The organism is Alteromonas halophila (assembly GCF_014651815.1).
Taxonomy (GTDB): Bacteria; Pseudomonadota; Gammaproteobacteria; order Enterobacterales; family Alteromonadaceae; genus Alteromonas; species Alteromonas halophila.
In genome coordinates this window covers 90802-105856 of sequence record NZ_BMXP01000011.1, presented here as the reverse complement: position 1 = coordinate 105856, position 15055 = coordinate 90802, and the positions used below count along the sequence as shown (strand labels likewise).

Below are 15055 nucleotides of genomic sequence, written 5' to 3'. Positions count from 1 at the left end.
ATAGCGGGCGCCGAAGGCCCCAAAAAAGAGAGGACAATTGCTCATGATGCCTCTACTTCAGTAGGGGGTTTCTAAACGCACTTTATTGGGATCATTATTAAGCAAAGAGAACCGCCATGAATACCCACTGGTGGAACACTACCTACCTGTTTTACCTTGCCCAAACAGCTGGTCACACTAGCTTGGAAACTAGCCACAAGCGTAACGACTTTACTCCAGCCTACTTTTAACTTACATTATCAGTGTCAAAACAGGCGCTTTAACCGGCTGCCTATTAAACGAAGTGAGGATGAAGACGGGCCTGGCACAGGTCAGTCTTCAACGAAATGTTTAATAGAACTTAGCAATTACGGTTGGAGGGCTCATGTCCACATTCATCACTACGAAGCAAGCCGCGGAGTACTTAAATTGTACACGGCAACATCTCTATAATTTACGAACCAAACGAAAATCCGCCATGCTGTTAGGCGATAAAAACCTAGCAAACAAGCTAGCGCCTGAAGCGATCAAAATTGGCGGGAGGATACTCTACGAAGAGTCGGCGCTGGAAACCTGGCTTCGCACCTATGGCGAAGTTGCTTAGCCTGAAAATACGGCAGGCATAAGCGACCAAACTCTCTGCCTGCCGTGTTGAACTTAAATTCAACATAGGTATTTTATGACATCTGAAATGATTCAGCCAGTTCTGGCTGCGCCTTCTTGTGCCCAAACCATTCTTACAGAGCGACTTAAACGTACGACGCCGCCTCAATCTTCTTCGGCTAGTGAAGAGAAGAAAAAGAGTCGACGTCGCTTTAGAGATACAGCGCTAACCTACCTTCATGTACAAGTTAATCCTCCAGGAAATGTCTGTTGGTTAATCTTTGATCTCGATGATGTTCATCCCCTTGAGTGGCAAGAAAAATTGCTCCCCCCTCCGAATATTATTGTCAGTAAGCCGGTACCAGAAATTTTAAAGAAAGATGAGAAAGAGTACTCAGCACATCTTTTCTACGCCATTCAAAATGTTCCAACTACCAGGGCAGCAAACCGTGCCCCTATCGGTTTTGTGAATGATGTAAGAAGAAAAATGAGAATCACATTGGGAGCAGATCGTGATTACACGGGCCCACTCTAAAAAAATCTCTTCACTCTTATTGGAGAACAAGTTTTTGGCATACACACGAGTATAGTTTAAATGAACTCAATGATGCATTCGACACACCTGAGATACGTGTCCGGGGTGACTTCGACTGGAATGAGGTCCCTGACTCTAGAAACTGCACTTTATTTCATGAATTACGTTTTGAGGCTTATCGCCGTGTTGCCTATGCAAGACAACATTGGAGCTACAATGAATGGCATAAACATATTTATCAGTTAGCAGACTACCTTAATGACTTTTCGAATAAAGATTTAAGTAAGTCTCATCCGTTAAAGCCAAATGAGCTCTCATCAATCACTAAGAGTGTATCGCGCTGGACCTGGGATAAATATTACCCAAATCATAATAGAGGGATAACAGGCCTTTGGAACTTACCGTTCTCCAACTTAACTATAAAGCTTGCGCAGCAAGAAGGAGCTCGTTACACCCACCGCACTCGCAATGAGAAAACCCGACTCAAAATAAAGACAGCAATTTCCGACCTTAGACAACTCGGTGATAGGCCCACTCAGGTCAACATAGCGAAACAATCAGGATTAGCACGCCAGACTGTGGCAAGGCACAAAGATCTACTCAAATGTTAAGTATGCTGATCTTCAGGGTATTAGGGTTAAGGGGGGGGTAATCAGTCTGGAAAATAAGCTAAGCAACGATGAGTAAACCAAGCTACATATATGCTACATGGCTTAAATTTTCAGAAATTTATTTGCTACATATATTGGGGATGATATTTGTAACTTTCTGAATACTCAGGATATAGAATGGTCGGTGTGAGAGGATTTGAACCTCCGACCCCTGACACCCCATGACAGTGCGCTACCAGGCTGCGCTACACACCGACCGAAAGAGCCGCTAAGTTTACTCAAATTTTGAGGCAATGCAATCCATTCTTCACCGACTGCGGCTCAACTGCTGGTTTGCTAACCAGCTTTAGGTTTCAAACAGATAATACGGCGTGATCGCAAACAGATTGTTTGCACCATGAATAAGCCATATCACGAAAAATGCACGGATGCTCCCCTGCCTGCGCCAGAGAAGATAGGAGGCTGAGAGTACAGCAAAGGAAAAAAAGGCCGGAAAAAACCACGCTGGTGCCTGCATGCTGTGAAGTGTCGCCGCAATGAAGGCACAGCAAAAACACAACCACCTGGCGGAGTGAATGACGTTTTTAAGCATTTTCATCACACCGACAAGCACTGCGTTCTCAAAAAGTGGCAACACCAGCACAAGCAGTGCAACATGCCAGGGTATGAAAGGATCGCCCTGCCAGGGATCATCCCCCTCAATGGCTTCAGGCACGATTAAATATATCAGTAACGCCAGCAGCCAGCCGGTCAGGCACGTCAGCGCCCCCGCCAGCACCGCATATATAACAGGGTGGCATAGCCTAATCATTATCCTTTCTCTGATAATACGTTAAAAAAGCGTGAATGCGCTGCTTGTTAAACACAAGCGGCACTCACACCTTCAATGTACTAAACAGAAAAAATAACGATACTGGCTATAAGGCGGGAACTATTAGCTTTCGGCGCCGTCCTGACTGTCCTGATTAATACGGCTGGCATCGGCTCCGGCCTGCCCCTTATATTTAGCATCGCTGCGCGCCATATAGGGCTTTTCAGCGGGGCTGGAGAGCACTTCAAAACTCAATGCGCCAATTTTCATCATGGGCTTTAGGGCCAGTGGCAGTTTGCCGCTGTTGTAAAACTCCAGCACGATGTTGCCGGACCAGCCCGGATCAATACGGTGTGCAGTAACGTGCACCATCAGCTCCAGGCGGGCCAGTGATGAGCGCCCGTCCAGCCAGCCGACAATATTGTCCGGCAGGGTGACGGATTCATGGGTAATGGCCAGTGCCAGCTCGCCGGGGTGTAAGAAGAAGGCTTTGTGCTCTGGCAGAATAATTTCATCGCTCATTACCGAGTTCAGGGCTTCTTCTACCTGCGCTTTCGGCCCGCTTAAGTCGATGTACGGGGCCTGATGATCTTCAAACACCCGGAATTTGTTGCCCAGCCGGATATCCACGGTCACACCGCTGATTTGTTTGTAATCTGGCATCGGCGTAATCGCAATTTTGCCGGTTTGCAGATATTCATAAATGTCGCGGTCACACAAACGCATGGTACGGCTTCCTTCTTCTCAGTGGCCCGCTATTATGCGGTTGCACACCAGTCCAATCAATAGCTCAGCGCTGCTGAATGCCAATTGGGTTGCCGCGAATGTGGCCCTGCCCATCGCGCACGCTGGCACTTAACGCCAGATTCAGCGACAGTGCCCGCGCTGCGCTGCGGTACGTCTCGCTCAAAGCATCTTCCGGCTCGGCAATAAGCAGCGGCGACCCGGCATCGGCATGCTCACGAATTTTCATATCCAGCGGAAAGGCCCCAAGCAGTGGCAGGCCGTGGCGCTCTGCCAGTGACTCGCCGCCGCCGTGAGAAAAGATATAACTCTTTTCGCCACAGGCATTGCACTGAAAGTAGCTCATGTTCTCAATCAGGCCCAGCACCGGCACATTGACCTTTTCAAACATACTGATGCCCTTTCTGGCATCGGCCAGCGCCAGATCCTGTGGCGTCGAGACCACTACTGCCCCGGTCAGCGGCACCTGCTGGGCCATGGTCAGCTGAATATCGCCGGTTCCCGGTGGCATATCCACAATCAGGTAATCCAGCACCGGCCACAGGGTTTCATCCAAAATCTGCTTTACCGCGCGGCTCGCCATTGGTCCTCGCCACACGGCGGCATCCTCTTCCGGCACCAGATAGCCTATGGAGTTGGCCACCATGCCCCAGGCGTCAAGGGGCTGCATGTGCTTGTTGTCAGAGCTTGACGGGTGCGCGTCTTTATTGCCCAGCATAATGGGAATAGACGGCCCGTAGATATCGGCATCCAGAATACCCACCGATGCCCCTTCCTGCTGCAGTGCAAAGGCCAGGTTAATCGCGGTAGAAGACTTGCCTACCCCGCCTTTGCCAGACGCCACCGCAATAATATTGCGCACATTGGTCACAGGCTCAGCCTGCGCTTCATAAGAGGGGATCTGGTGCTCTATGGTGATGGGAGGCACATCATCGCCCTCCCAGTTATCCCGAAGGTAGCTAAGTAACGCCGGATGCTGGGTCTGGCAGCAAAATGGCAAAAGCAGTGTCAGGCCGTCTTCGCGCTCGCCACACCATGGCTCGGTCACACTGTGCTTAAGGCTGAAATACTCGGCAGTCAGCCGGCTTAGCTGGGCGCGGAGTTTATTCGATTTGCGCGAAAAAAACATAGGGCTCCTTTTTGGGTGCAATAAGCAATTACGTAATGCAAACGGCGCGCATTTCGGCTAGTATTTGCAGCCATTTCTAAACGCTTAATTACCAATAACCTCATTATGTCAGAAAACAGTAGCAATCGGTCAGCCACTGCCCCAGACGGCGATCGCCGAATTCTGGTAACCAGTGCCCTGCCTTACGCCAATGGCTCTATTCACCTTGGTCATTTACTCGAGCATATCCAGACAGATATCTGGACACGTTTCCAGCGCCTGCGCGGCAACGAATGCTACAGCGTGTGTGCCGATGATGCACACGGTACGCCGGTGATGCTTAAAGCCCAGGAACTGAATATTACGCCTGAGGAAATGGTAGCCCGGACCCGTGCTGAACATCATCAGGATCTGCTGGATTTTCATGTTGAGTACGACAACTACTATGTGACTCATTCGCCTGAAAACAAGGCGTTGTGCGAAGAAATCTACCACCGTCTGGATAACGCTGGTTACATCAGCAAACACACCATTAATCAGTTGTTTGATCCGCAAAAAGAGATGTTTTTGCCAGACCGCTTTGTCAAAGGTACCTGCCCTAGCTGTGGCGCGGAAGATCAGAACGGCGACAGTTGTGACGTATGTGGTGCCACCTATGCGCCCACTGAAGTGGTTAACCCGCGTAGTGTGGTATCCGGCGCGACACCAGTGCTGAAAGAATCGGAGCATTTCTTTTTCGACCTGCCAAAATTTGAAGGCATGCTGAAAAGCTGGATCCGCTCTGGTGCTCTGCAGGAAGAAATGGCCAACAAACTGGAAGAGTGGTTTGAGGAAGGTCTGCAACAGTGGGACATCAGTCGTGACTCGCCATACTTTGGCTTTGAGATCCCAGGCACAACGAATAAGTTTTTCTACGTGTGGGTGGACGCGCCGGTTGGTTACATGGCCAGCTTTCAGCATTACTGCAACGAGCACAACATTGATTTCGACAGCTTCTGGAAAGAAGGTTCCGAGACCGAGCTTTACCACTTTATCGGCAAGGACATTACTTACTTCCACTGCCTGTTCTGGCCCGCCATGCTGGAAGGCGCCGGTTACCGCAAGCCCACTGGCGTGAATATCCACGGTTTTGTAACCGTGAATGGAGCCAAAATGTCCAAGTCGCGCGGTACCTTTATTAAAGGCCGCACTTACCTGGATTACCTAAACCCTGAGTACCTTCGCTACTACTTCGCTGCAAAGCTGGGCGACGGGGTGAGCGACATTGACTTAAACTTCACCGACTTTGCTCAGAAAGTGAATTCCGATCTGGTGGGTAAGGTGGTGAATATTGCCAGCCGCTGCGCAGGCTTTATCACTAAGCGCTTTGACGGCACCCTCTCAGACAATGTTCTGGAGCCTGAGCTGGTGCGCGACTTTCAGAATGCCGCGCCACGTATTGCCGGGTTGTATGAGAAGCGCAAATACCATCAGGCCATCCGTGAAATTATGGCGCTGGCTGACCGCGCGAATCAGTTTATTGATGCCAACGCGCCCTGGGTCACCATTAAAGAAGAAGGCAAAGAGGCCTTTACCCATGATGTCTGCTCGCTGGGCATTAACCTGTTCCGCTTACTGGTTGTATACTTAAAACCGGTACTGCCGGTGCTGGCAGGCAAAGCCGAAGCCTTTCTTAACGACGAACTGACCTGGGCCTCCCTGGATACGGTACTGACCGGCCATGCCATCAACAAATTCAAGCCCATGATGCAGCGGGTAGAAATGGAGAAAATCGACGCCATGATTGACGCATCCAAAGAAAGTCTGGCAGCCCCCGAGCCAGCGGTCGATCCCAACAGCCCGCTGGGTCAGGATCCCATCAGCGATACCATCAGCTTTGATGAGTTTGCCAAGGTCGATTTACGCATCGCCAAAATCGCCCATGCCGAACATGTGGAAAAAGCCGATAAACTGCTGCGACTGGAGCTGGATTTAGGTGGCGAAACCCGTCAGGTCTTTGCTGGCATTAAGTCGGCCTACTCACCGGAAGCGCTAATTGGCAAGCATACGGTGATGGTGGCGAATCTGGCCCCGCGCAAGATGCGCTTTGGTCTGTCGGAAGGTATGGTGCTTGCGGCCGGTCCCGGCGGCGATGAGCTGTATATTATGGAGCCACACGAAGGCGCCAAACCCGGTATGCGGGTTAAGTAATAATGTAAGAATGGCAACGTGTTGCATAACAAACCTTCCGCAGCAGGGAGCTGCGGCAGCCCCTCCAGGGATGGATTTACGGCCTGTTTGTGATGCAATGCGTTGCCATGCCACTGCGATGACAACAACGCACACCGCTCTATTTTTTTGTCCGTCCTTCAGCCTGCACCCGCATGCTGGCACCGAGTGGTGAAAACTGCGGCTTTAACTTCATACGCGGACGAATGGTGCTCATCGGTATAACGCGCTTACGCGCCAGAATCACATACACCGAGCCACTACGTGGCAGATAGCGCTGCATCAGGTTTTGCATTCGGCTGGCCTCCATGGGCGGCTTAAACTGCAACATGGAAAACAGCACATGCTGCTGCTCGATAATTTCAAAGCCCAGTAGTTGCAGCCAGTCTTTGATACGCCCGGCCGTAAAAAAGCGGGCTTCGTACAGCACTTTTTTGCGTTTTACAGGCAGCCAGCTTACCAGCCCGGTCACACTAAACGGGTTAAAGCCGCTGATGATCACATAGCCGTTTTGCGTAATTACCCTGTCTACTTCACGCAGTACCTGATGGGGATCCTGCGCAAAATCCAGCTCGTTAGCCAGCAGTACACCATCAATACTGTTTTCAGAATACGGCAGGCAGTGCGACTGAGACACCACCGAAGAGTGTTCATGTGGCTGCTGTGTCTGATTAAAGATATGGCGTATGGGCGAGCCGGGTAATGCCACCTCACTGCTCAGCTCACCCAGCCGTAAGAAGTGATAACCAAAAATGCGCGGGGCAAAGTCATTACACACCCCTTCGATGGCGAGGCGAATTCGCTCGCCCTCATCAAACTGTGACCAGGACACGGGATACTGGGGTGGCCGTTTCTGAAATGCGGATCTCATTTGCTAATCAGTTGATCCATTTGGTTGTTTAAAACATTACAAGTTTTTATAGTATCGAATTATCACTCTTATACAAGCGGGTGCAACATGACCATGGATGCCCTCCCCGACACAATCCGCATTATCGCCATACCGGCATTTACTGATAACTACATCTGGTGCATGCACAATGACAGCCATGCCATTGTCGTTGATCCCGGTGATGCTGAGCCGGTGCTGACGTTTCTGCGCAAGCAGGGCCTCAGTCTGGCCGCTGTTTTAATTACCCATCACCACCACGATCATACCGGTGGCATTACCCGTCTGGTGTCTGCCAATCCGTCGGTGCCAGTGATAGGGCCGCGCGGCAACCATATTCGTGGCATTACTAAAAGTGTTGCCCAGGGCGATACCCTGCGTCTGCCTATCTTTGATATGGCATTCAGTATTATAGAAACGCCCGGCCACACGCTGGATCATATCGCCTTTTACGGCCATGGTCTGGTGTTTTGTGGTGATACGCTGTTCTCCTGCGGCTGTGGTCGGTTATTTGAAGGCTCGCCAGAGCAAATGGCACACTCACTGAATAAGCTTAAACGCCTGCCCGACGACACCCTAGTGTACTGCACGCACGAGTACACTCAGGCCAATGTGACGTTTTCACTGGCGGTCGATCCCGAAAATGCAGATCTGAACAACTATGCTGACTGGGTCAGCGCGCAGCGTGAGGCTGATAAAATCACACTGCCGAGCACCATTGCCAAAGAAAAAGCGGTGAACCCGTTTTTGCGCTGTCACACCGACAATGTACAGGCAGCGGTAGCGCAGTACACGGGCGACAGCCCGGCAGATGACACCGCCACCTTTGCCGGGTTACGGCGCTGGAAAGATGAGTTTTGATGCAATTAGCCCTGATACGCCGTACAATGACCGCTTTGTGGTTTAGTTAAACGAGGTCTGTTTACCATGAAGTCGTCTCTTACGTCACTTGCTATGATAGTAGCGGCAGCCATGCTATCTGGCTGTCAGTCCACGGATGACACTGTGTCTACCGAGCCTGTTAAGGCCGATAAGCAGACCTGCGAAGTGGCCCACACCGAAGTTAACGACGGTGAGGACTGCGGCGTTGCCAAAGAAGGGGTAATTGAGGTCATGCACCCCATCGAAGAAGTGGCCGTTGACATCGAACTGGAGAAGCCTGAAAAAACCGAGACGCAGCCGGTATCAGAGCCGGTTGAAGTGACTGATGTCTGGCAGTATATCGCCAACGGATTCGAGTTTACGGTACCGGATAACAGACGGGTTAACGTACAGCGCGACTGGTACCTGAAACACCCTGAATACATGGCACGCGTGGTAAAGCGGGCTAAGCCGTTTTTACACTACATTGTGGGCGAGCTGGAGCATAATAATATGCCAATGGAGCTGGCCCTGTTACCCATCGTTGAAAGCGCCTTTGATCCCTTCGCTTATTCCCACGGCCGCGCAGCCGGCATGTGGCAATTTATTCCCGGTACCGCCAAACGCTTTGGTATTCAGCAAACCTGGTGGTACGACGGCCGTCGTGATGTGATTGCCTCAACGCAGGGTGCCGTAGACTACCTGACCTACTTAGTTGAAATGTTTGACGGCAACTGGCTGCATGCACTGGCAGCCTATAACAGTGGTGAAGGTCGTGTAGCAAGAGCAATTCGCGCCAATGAAAAAGCCGGCAAACCCACTGACTTCTGGTCGCTGGATCTGCCTCGCGAGACCCGCGCGTACGTGCCAAAACTGCTGGCGCTGGCCGATATTCTGAAAAACCGTGATGAGTACGCCTTCGCCTGGCCCTCTGTAGACAATAATGAAGTCATCGCCGTGGTGGACATTGGCTCTCAGGTCGATTTAGCGTTTGCTGCCGAACTGGCAGAGATGCCATTAGAGGCGCTGCATGCTTTAAATCCTGGCTTTAACCGCTGGGCAACAGACCCGGACGGCCCGCATCGTCTGGTGTTGCCGATTGATAAAGCAGAGACATTCAGCAAGGCGCTTGACGGGATTGATCGCAATGAGCGCCTAAACTGGATAAGGCATAAAGTAAAACCCGGTGACAGCCTGCTAAAGCTGGCTTATCAGTATCACACCACCGCCGATATTATTAAGCGGGTCAACGAACTTGACTCTAACGTGATCCGTATTGGCGATCATGTGATGGTGCCGGTGGCGCTTAAGGAACTGGATCAGTACTCGTTATCACAGGATCAGCGTCTGGCATCGATGCAAAATGTGAAGCGTGGCGAACATAAACTCACGCATGAGGTAAAGTCTGGCGATACCTTGTGGGAACTGGCCAGAAAATACAAGGTGAGTACCCGCGATCTGGCTAAATGGAATGGCATGGCCCCGACGGACATGTTGCGGCCGGGTCAGGAGCTGGCTATCTGGCTGAATAAACTCAGTGAAGGTCAGCGCCCTGACAGCATTATGAAAACCCTGACCTATACGGTGCGCCGCGGTGATTCTCTGTCACGCATCGCCAGTAAGTTTAATGTCAGGATCAGCGACATTGCCAAATGGAACGATATTTCGGCAAAGCGCTACCTGCAGCCGGGTCAGAAACTCAAACTCGTTGTAGATGTCACACGCTTAAAAAACGTAGGATAAAACGCGTATGCTAAGGATTAACCGGGAAAATCTTCGAAAGAGTCATGAAACCCCCTGGTTAATCCTTGATCTGGTGATGCTGGGCATACTGCTGCTGAACCTCGCCTGGCTTATCTTCGACAGCCTGTATGCCACTGAATTTATCTTCGCGCAGCTTGCCACCTACTTTCCCGGCTTTGTTAACGCGTACGATCCTATCCACCGTAATTTTCTGTTCGTTGATCTGGTGTTTATCGCCATATTCTTTGTCGAATTTTGTTTTCGCTGGATAGTCTCTGTGGTGCGCAAAGAGCATCTGCGCTGGTATTTTTTCCCGTTTCTGCACTGGTATGACATTGTTGGCCTGATCCCACTCGGTGCCACCCGAATTTTCCGCTTCCTGCGGATTTTTTCTATCCTGCATCGCCTGCATAAATTCAATATTATCGACTTGAATGACACTGGCGTGTTTCGCTTTTTCCGGTTTTATTATGATGTGTTTGTGGAAGAGCTCAGTGACCGGATTGTGGTTAAAGTGTTAAGTGATGCACAAAAAGACATTTCTGCCGGCTCACCACTGATTGATGATATCAGCCAGAATGTGCTGGCCCCGCGCCGCCCTATTCTCACCGAGTGGCTGGCGGGCGTACTCAACCACCTGGGTCAGTCTATCAGCGATGACAATTACGGCGAATCAATCCGTAAGCATGTGCGCCAGAGTGTCGGCAAGGCCGTACGTCAGAATCCGCAGATCTCAACGCTGAATTACTTTCCGGTAATTGGCAAAACCATTGAAAAGACCCTCGAGGATTCTGTCACTGACATTGTGACCACCTCGCTGATCAATCTGCTTTCTGATTTAGATGCTGACAGTATTGATAACTTTGTCACGGCCGGTCTGCATGAATATACCCCTACGGCGGACGAGCTGGATAAAGAAGTACTACTGGTGGTGAATGAGTGTCTGGAGCTGGTTAAATCCCACGTGGCACAGCAGCGCTGGAAGTCTGAGCTGATGGAAAAAGAACAAACCATTCCGGTGCCGGATGAGCCGTCTTACAGTCCGGCATCAGACAACCCCAGAGGGGACTAGCCGTTGTCACACACACCAATTTGCTGCCAGTCTGACACTGCACTATCAATTATCCCCAGCCGCGTATAAAGCGCTTCAATCAGCCCTTTTTCACGCAGCACCGCCAGCCCTGCGTTAATATCGCGACGCAATGCCTGAGCGCTGTCCGTTTTGGTACTGATGGCATAATGGGTTGTGTCATCAAAAGCCAGTTTAAACCCTGGTACCGGGAACAGTGGAATACCAAACTGGTTTCGCTCCATGTCTGGCTTGTTGCTGAAGGTCAGCGGGATCACGTCCCCCCGCTGGGCACTTAACATGCGAAACATGTTTTCATACTTATCGACATGAACAGGCTTTAACGAACTGCAGTTCAGCATAGCCCAGTCGTGATACCAGTTTGAATTTACCAGCACTACGCTACCATGCAGTGACGCACGACGGCTCAGTACCGACAACTGTTCTTTGGTCGTGTACAGGCCTTTAACAAACTCGTTGCGGCGTAACAACGGCGCTGATGCAACATAATCGTGACTGTGCAGCTCGTTTTGCCAGATACCGATTACCGATGCATCCAGAAAGCCCGATTCAATATCATCCAGTATACGGGCGTTCAGCGGGTAGGAATAAAGCTGAATGTCATAGTCGCCATCAGACTGCTTCAGTGCGTTACAGAAAATAAGGTACTCGGCCAAGATCTGGTTTTCACCCACGCTTGCGGTGGCCAGTGACTCACAACCATTCTGGCCGAGAAACGACTTAATTGCCTGAGTATGATCCTGATAGGTGCCAACCCGAATGAGCGTTGTGGCATTAACACACAATGCCGACAACCCCACGATCAATGCTGAAATAGCAACTGCAATTACACGCATAGCCTGACTACAATTCGACAATTAAGACATTGTAGAGTGATAAGTATCACGCTCTGGACAGGTTGTCGAGACCTGCCCCGATTGTGATACCGCGGAAAGCCTTAAGCTTTGCGCCAGGTCGTTCCCTGCGGTCCGTCTTCCAGCACCACGCCCATGTCAGTGAGCGCGTCACGCGCCGCATCGGCAGCCGCCCAGTCTTTTTCCGCCCTGGCATCATTACGCTTTTTAATCAGCGCCTCGATGGTACTGACCTCATCAGTGTCACCACCCTGCAGGTACTCATCAGGTTCAGACTGCAGCAGCCCCAGCACACCACCAAGGCGTTTCAGCACACTGGCCAGTTTCGCTGCCTGGTTGGTATCGGCTTTCGCCTTGTTCAGATCGCGGGCAAGATCGAACAGCACCGACAAGGCTTCAGGCACATTCAGATCGTCGTTCATTGCTGTTTCAAACCGGGCCTGATAGCCGCCGAAGTCCAGCGGCGTGTCTGTGTCAGGCTCTACGCCGCGCAATGCGGTATATAAGCGCTCAAGCGCTGACTTAGCCTGCAGGATATTGTCCTGCGTATAACTTAACTGGCTGCGGTAGTGGGCCGACATTAGGAAGAAACGCAGGGTCTGTGCGTCATACTCCTGAAGCACATCGCGCAGCGTGAAAAAATTGCCCAGCGATTTGGACATCTTCTCATCATCAACCTGGACCATGCCTGTATGCATCCACACATTTACATAGGGGGTATCAAAGGCGCAGCAGGATTGCGCCACTTCGTTTTCGTGATGCGGGAAAATAAGATCAGAGCCACCGCCGTGAATATCAAAATGGGCGCCAAGGTGTTTGTGGTTCATGGCTGAGCACTCTATGTGCCAGCCAGGACGCCCTTCTCCCCACGGGGATGACCAGCTTGGCTCATCGAGTTTCGCTGATTTCCACAGCACAAAATCCAGCGGATCTGTCTTACCATCTGCCACACTGACTCGGGCACCGGCATTCAGTTGCTCCAGGTCCTGACGACTCAGGTTGCCGTAATCTTCAAAGCGACTGACATCAAACAGCACATCGCCACTGGTCGACTGATAAGCATACTGTTTGTCAATCAGGGTCTGAATAATGTCGATGATTTCCGGCATGTGCCCGGTAACCCGCGGCTCAATATCCGGCTCGGTCAGGTTAATGGCCGCAAAATCTTCGTGCATCATTGCTATGGTCCGTGCCGTCAGTTGCTCAACACTTTCGCCATTCTGTTTGGCACGTTCGATGATTTTATCATCAACATCGGTAATGTTGCGCACATAGTTGACATCGTACCCTAAGTGCCGAAGATAGCGCACCAGCACATCGAAGCTCAGGTATGTGCGGGCATGGCCCATGTGGCTGACGTCATATACCGTAATACCACACACATACAATCCGACCTTTCCTTCCTGAAGCGGAACGAAACGCGCTTTTTCGCGGGTACGGGTATTGTAAAGATGTAGCATGGGTGTATTTCCTGTCAGTCTTATTAGGGGCGCAAAGTTTAGCATTCATCGTGCACCAGTCACAGTCCTAAACACTCCGCCATCTGTAGCCTATGGATCATTTCCCTGATCAGATTTTTGCGATACCATGATAAGGTTGTTTAAAGCACTATGACTTCAGGAAACATCCATGTTAGTAACATTAAAAACCAACCACGGTGATATCACACTTGAACTGCTTGCCGACAAAGCGCCTAAAACCGTAGAGAACTTTGTCTCTTATGTGAAAGAAGGCTTCTACGACGGCACAGTTTTTCACCGTATTATTGATGGCTTTATGGTTCAGGGCGGTGGCTTTACCGCTGAAATGGAGCAAAAAGACACCAAAGCACCGATTGAGAACGAAGCGAACAATAAGGTGAGTAATGAGAAAGGGTCGGTCGCCATGGCGCGTACCCAGGACCCACATTCCGCCACTGCGCAGTTCTTTATCAACGTTAATGACAATGACTTTCTTAACCACACCAGTGAAACGGTAAATGGCTGGGGCTATTGCGTATTCGCCAAAGTTGTAGAAGGCATGGACGTAGTTGAAAACATCAAGAACGTCAAAACCAGTTCACACGGCTTCCATCAGGATGTGCCTGTTGAGCCGGTCGTCATCGAAAAAGCTGAACTGAACGACTAGTTCTGACCGGGTGGTGAATACCACCCTTTCTTCCCTTTTATGGCCTTTACCTATTTTATCGCTGATTTGCACTTAAGTGCCGATCGCAGCGACATCACTGCCTGCTTATTTTCGTTTCTGGAAAACGAGGCAAGTCATGCAGATGCGCTGTATGTGCTGGGCGATCTCTTCGAGGTGTGGCTGGGTGACGACGATGTGACCCCCTTCAGTGAATCGATCGCGGCTGCATTTAAGGCCGTGAGCAACCACTGTCCTGTGTATTTTATGCACGGCAACCGCGATTTTGCGATCCGGCAGGGCTGGCTGCACAAAGCCGGTATGCAACTGCTTGACGCGCAGACCGTCATCGACCTGTATGGCGAGCCCACGCTGCTCACACATGGCGATGAGCTGTGCACCCGCGATGTGGCGTACCAGAAATTCAGAAAAAAATCGCGTAGCTGGTGGTGGCCGCGCCTGATGCTGGCACTGCCGCTGTGGTACCGTCGGCGCGTTGCGCGCAAAGGCCGCCAGACCAGTAAATCGAACCAGAAAAACCTGCGCCCTGAAATTATGGATGTCACGCCGTCGGAAGTGGTCCGGGTTATGGAAGCGCACAATGTTCGCCAGCTCATTCATGGCCACACACACCGGCCCAACATTCACATGCTTACCGTTCACCAGTCTTCGGCTAAACGCATCGTGCTGGGTGACTGGTATGATCAGGGCAGCGTGTTACGGGTAAGCCCGGATGAGGTGGACTTACAAACCCGCTCCTTCGCCAGTAACTGATTCAACAGGCTAGCTCAACCCGACACTTTCTGTTTAGTCACAATTCTGTCATCCCAGCTTCATTTTTATGCCACGAGGCATTCACAGATCTGTCAATGATTCGTCATCAACGCGTCCTACT

15 protein-coding genes and 1 tRNA gene are annotated in these 15055 nt (G+C 50.9%); 9 read left to right on the top strand and 7 right to left on the bottom strand.

The window, feature by feature from the left end; translation table 11 throughout:
• Nucleotides 1-364 precede the first annotated feature (364 nt).
• The 3 genes from IE054_RS16155 (at nucleotide 365) to IE054_RS17990 (ending at nucleotide 1728) form a co-directional block, all read left to right on the top strand.
• Nucleotides 365-583, top strand: a complete 219-nt coding sequence (locus tag IE054_RS16155) for a helix-turn-helix transcriptional regulator (RefSeq protein WP_189408139.1) — start codon at nucleotides 365-367, stop codon at nucleotides 581-583.
• Nucleotides 584-658: 75 nt separating this feature from the next.
• Nucleotides 659-1117, top strand: coding sequence for a replication initiation protein (locus IE054_RS16150; RefSeq protein ID WP_189408138.1), 459 nt, complete (start codon nucleotides 659-661; stop codon nucleotides 1115-1117).
• A gap of 92 nt (nucleotides 1118-1209) precedes the next feature.
• Complete coding sequence (locus tag IE054_RS17990) at nucleotides 1210-1728, top strand: primase C-terminal domain-containing protein (protein ID WP_189408150.1); 519 nt, start codon at nucleotides 1210-1212, stop codon at nucleotides 1726-1728.
• Nucleotides 1729-1906: 178 nt separating this feature from the next.
• On the opposite strand, the gene IE054_RS16140 is transcribed toward IE054_RS17990, so the two are convergent.
• The 4 genes from IE054_RS16140 to apbC all read right to left on the bottom strand — a co-directional run bounded on the left by IE054_RS16140 (nucleotide 1907) and on the right by apbC (nucleotide 4412).
• A tRNA-Pro gene (locus IE054_RS16140) sits at nucleotides 1907-1983 on the bottom strand.
• A 91-nt stretch (nucleotides 1984-2074) separates the two neighbouring features.
• Nucleotides 2075-2539 carry a hypothetical protein gene (locus IE054_RS16135; RefSeq protein ID WP_189408137.1) on the bottom strand — a complete coding sequence of 155 codons (465 nt, stop codon included), beginning with the start codon at nucleotides 2537-2539 and terminating at the stop codon, nucleotides 2075-2077.
• Between the two features lie 123 nt (nucleotides 2540-2662).
• Nucleotides 2663-3265 carry a dCTP deaminase gene (gene dcd / locus IE054_RS16130; RefSeq protein WP_189408136.1) on the bottom strand — a complete coding sequence of 201 codons (603 nt, stop codon included), beginning with the start codon at nucleotides 3263-3265 and terminating at the stop codon, nucleotides 2663-2665.
• Nucleotides 3266-3329: 64 nt separating this feature from the next.
• Nucleotides 3330-4412 carry an iron-sulfur cluster carrier protein ApbC gene (apbC, locus tag IE054_RS16125; protein WP_189408135.1) on the bottom strand — a complete coding sequence of 361 codons (1083 nt, stop codon included), beginning with the start codon at nucleotides 4410-4412 and terminating at the stop codon, nucleotides 3330-3332.
• A gap of 105 nt (nucleotides 4413-4517) precedes the next feature.
• Here apbC and metG point away from each other — a divergent pair, with 105 nt between their 5' ends.
• On the top strand, nucleotides 4518-6581 hold the full coding sequence (gene metG, locus IE054_RS16120; protein ID WP_189408134.1) for a methionine--tRNA ligase: 2064 nt from the start codon (nucleotides 4518-4520) through the stop codon (nucleotides 6579-6581).
• Nucleotides 6582-6720: 139 nt separating this feature from the next.
• Here the strand turns inward: metG and IE054_RS16115 are convergent, their stop codons facing one another.
• Nucleotides 6721-7470, bottom strand: a complete 750-nt coding sequence (locus IE054_RS16115) for a class I SAM-dependent methyltransferase (RefSeq protein ID WP_189408132.1) — start codon at nucleotides 7468-7470, stop codon at nucleotides 6721-6723.
• An 87-nt stretch (nucleotides 7471-7557) separates the two neighbouring features.
• On the opposite strand from IE054_RS16115, the gene gloB reads away from it, so the two are divergent.
• The 3 genes from gloB (at nucleotide 7558) to IE054_RS16100 (ending at nucleotide 11164) form a co-directional block, all read left to right on the top strand.
• Complete coding sequence (gloB, locus tag IE054_RS16110) at nucleotides 7558-8349, top strand: hydroxyacylglutathione hydrolase (protein WP_189408131.1); 792 nt, start codon at nucleotides 7558-7560, stop codon at nucleotides 8347-8349.
• Between the two features lie 66 nt (nucleotides 8350-8415).
• Nucleotides 8416-10092: a LysM peptidoglycan-binding domain-containing protein gene (locus IE054_RS16105; protein WP_189408129.1), complete on the top strand. Its 1677-nt coding sequence runs from the start codon at nucleotides 8416-8418 to the stop codon at nucleotides 10090-10092.
• A 7-nt stretch (nucleotides 10093-10099) separates the two neighbouring features.
• Nucleotides 10100-11164, top strand: a complete 1065-nt coding sequence (locus IE054_RS16100; protein ID WP_189408128.1) for an ion transporter — start codon at nucleotides 10100-10102, stop codon at nucleotides 11162-11164.
• On the opposite strand, the gene IE054_RS16095 is transcribed toward IE054_RS16100, so the two are convergent.
• Together IE054_RS16095 and cysS are read right to left on the bottom strand one after the other, a co-directional pair.
• Nucleotides 11161-12018 carry a type 2 periplasmic-binding domain-containing protein gene (locus IE054_RS16095; RefSeq protein WP_189408127.1) on the bottom strand — a complete coding sequence of 286 codons (858 nt, stop codon included), beginning with the start codon at nucleotides 12016-12018 and terminating at the stop codon, nucleotides 11161-11163. The two genes, IE054_RS16100 and IE054_RS16095, sit on opposite strands and share 4 nt — an antisense overlap.
• 101 nt (nucleotides 12019-12119) lie before the next feature.
• On the bottom strand, nucleotides 12120-13496 hold the full coding sequence (gene cysS / locus IE054_RS16090) for a cysteine--tRNA ligase (RefSeq protein ID WP_189408126.1): 1377 nt from the start codon (nucleotides 13494-13496) through the stop codon (nucleotides 12120-12122).
• Between the two features lie 169 nt (nucleotides 13497-13665).
• Between cysS and IE054_RS16085 the strand changes: the two genes are divergently transcribed.
• Together IE054_RS16085 and IE054_RS16080 are read left to right on the top strand one after the other, a co-directional pair.
• Nucleotides 13666-14163 carry a peptidylprolyl isomerase gene (locus IE054_RS16085; protein ID WP_189408125.1) on the top strand — a complete coding sequence of 166 codons (498 nt, stop codon included), beginning with the start codon at nucleotides 13666-13668 and terminating at the stop codon, nucleotides 14161-14163.
• Nucleotides 14164-14202: 39 nt separating this feature from the next.
• Nucleotides 14203-14934 (top strand): UDP-2,3-diacylglucosamine diphosphatase, encoded by a 732-nt coding sequence (locus IE054_RS16080; RefSeq protein WP_189408123.1) that lies wholly within the window; start codon nucleotides 14203-14205, stop codon nucleotides 14932-14934.
• Nucleotides 14935-15055: the final 121 nt, after the last annotated feature.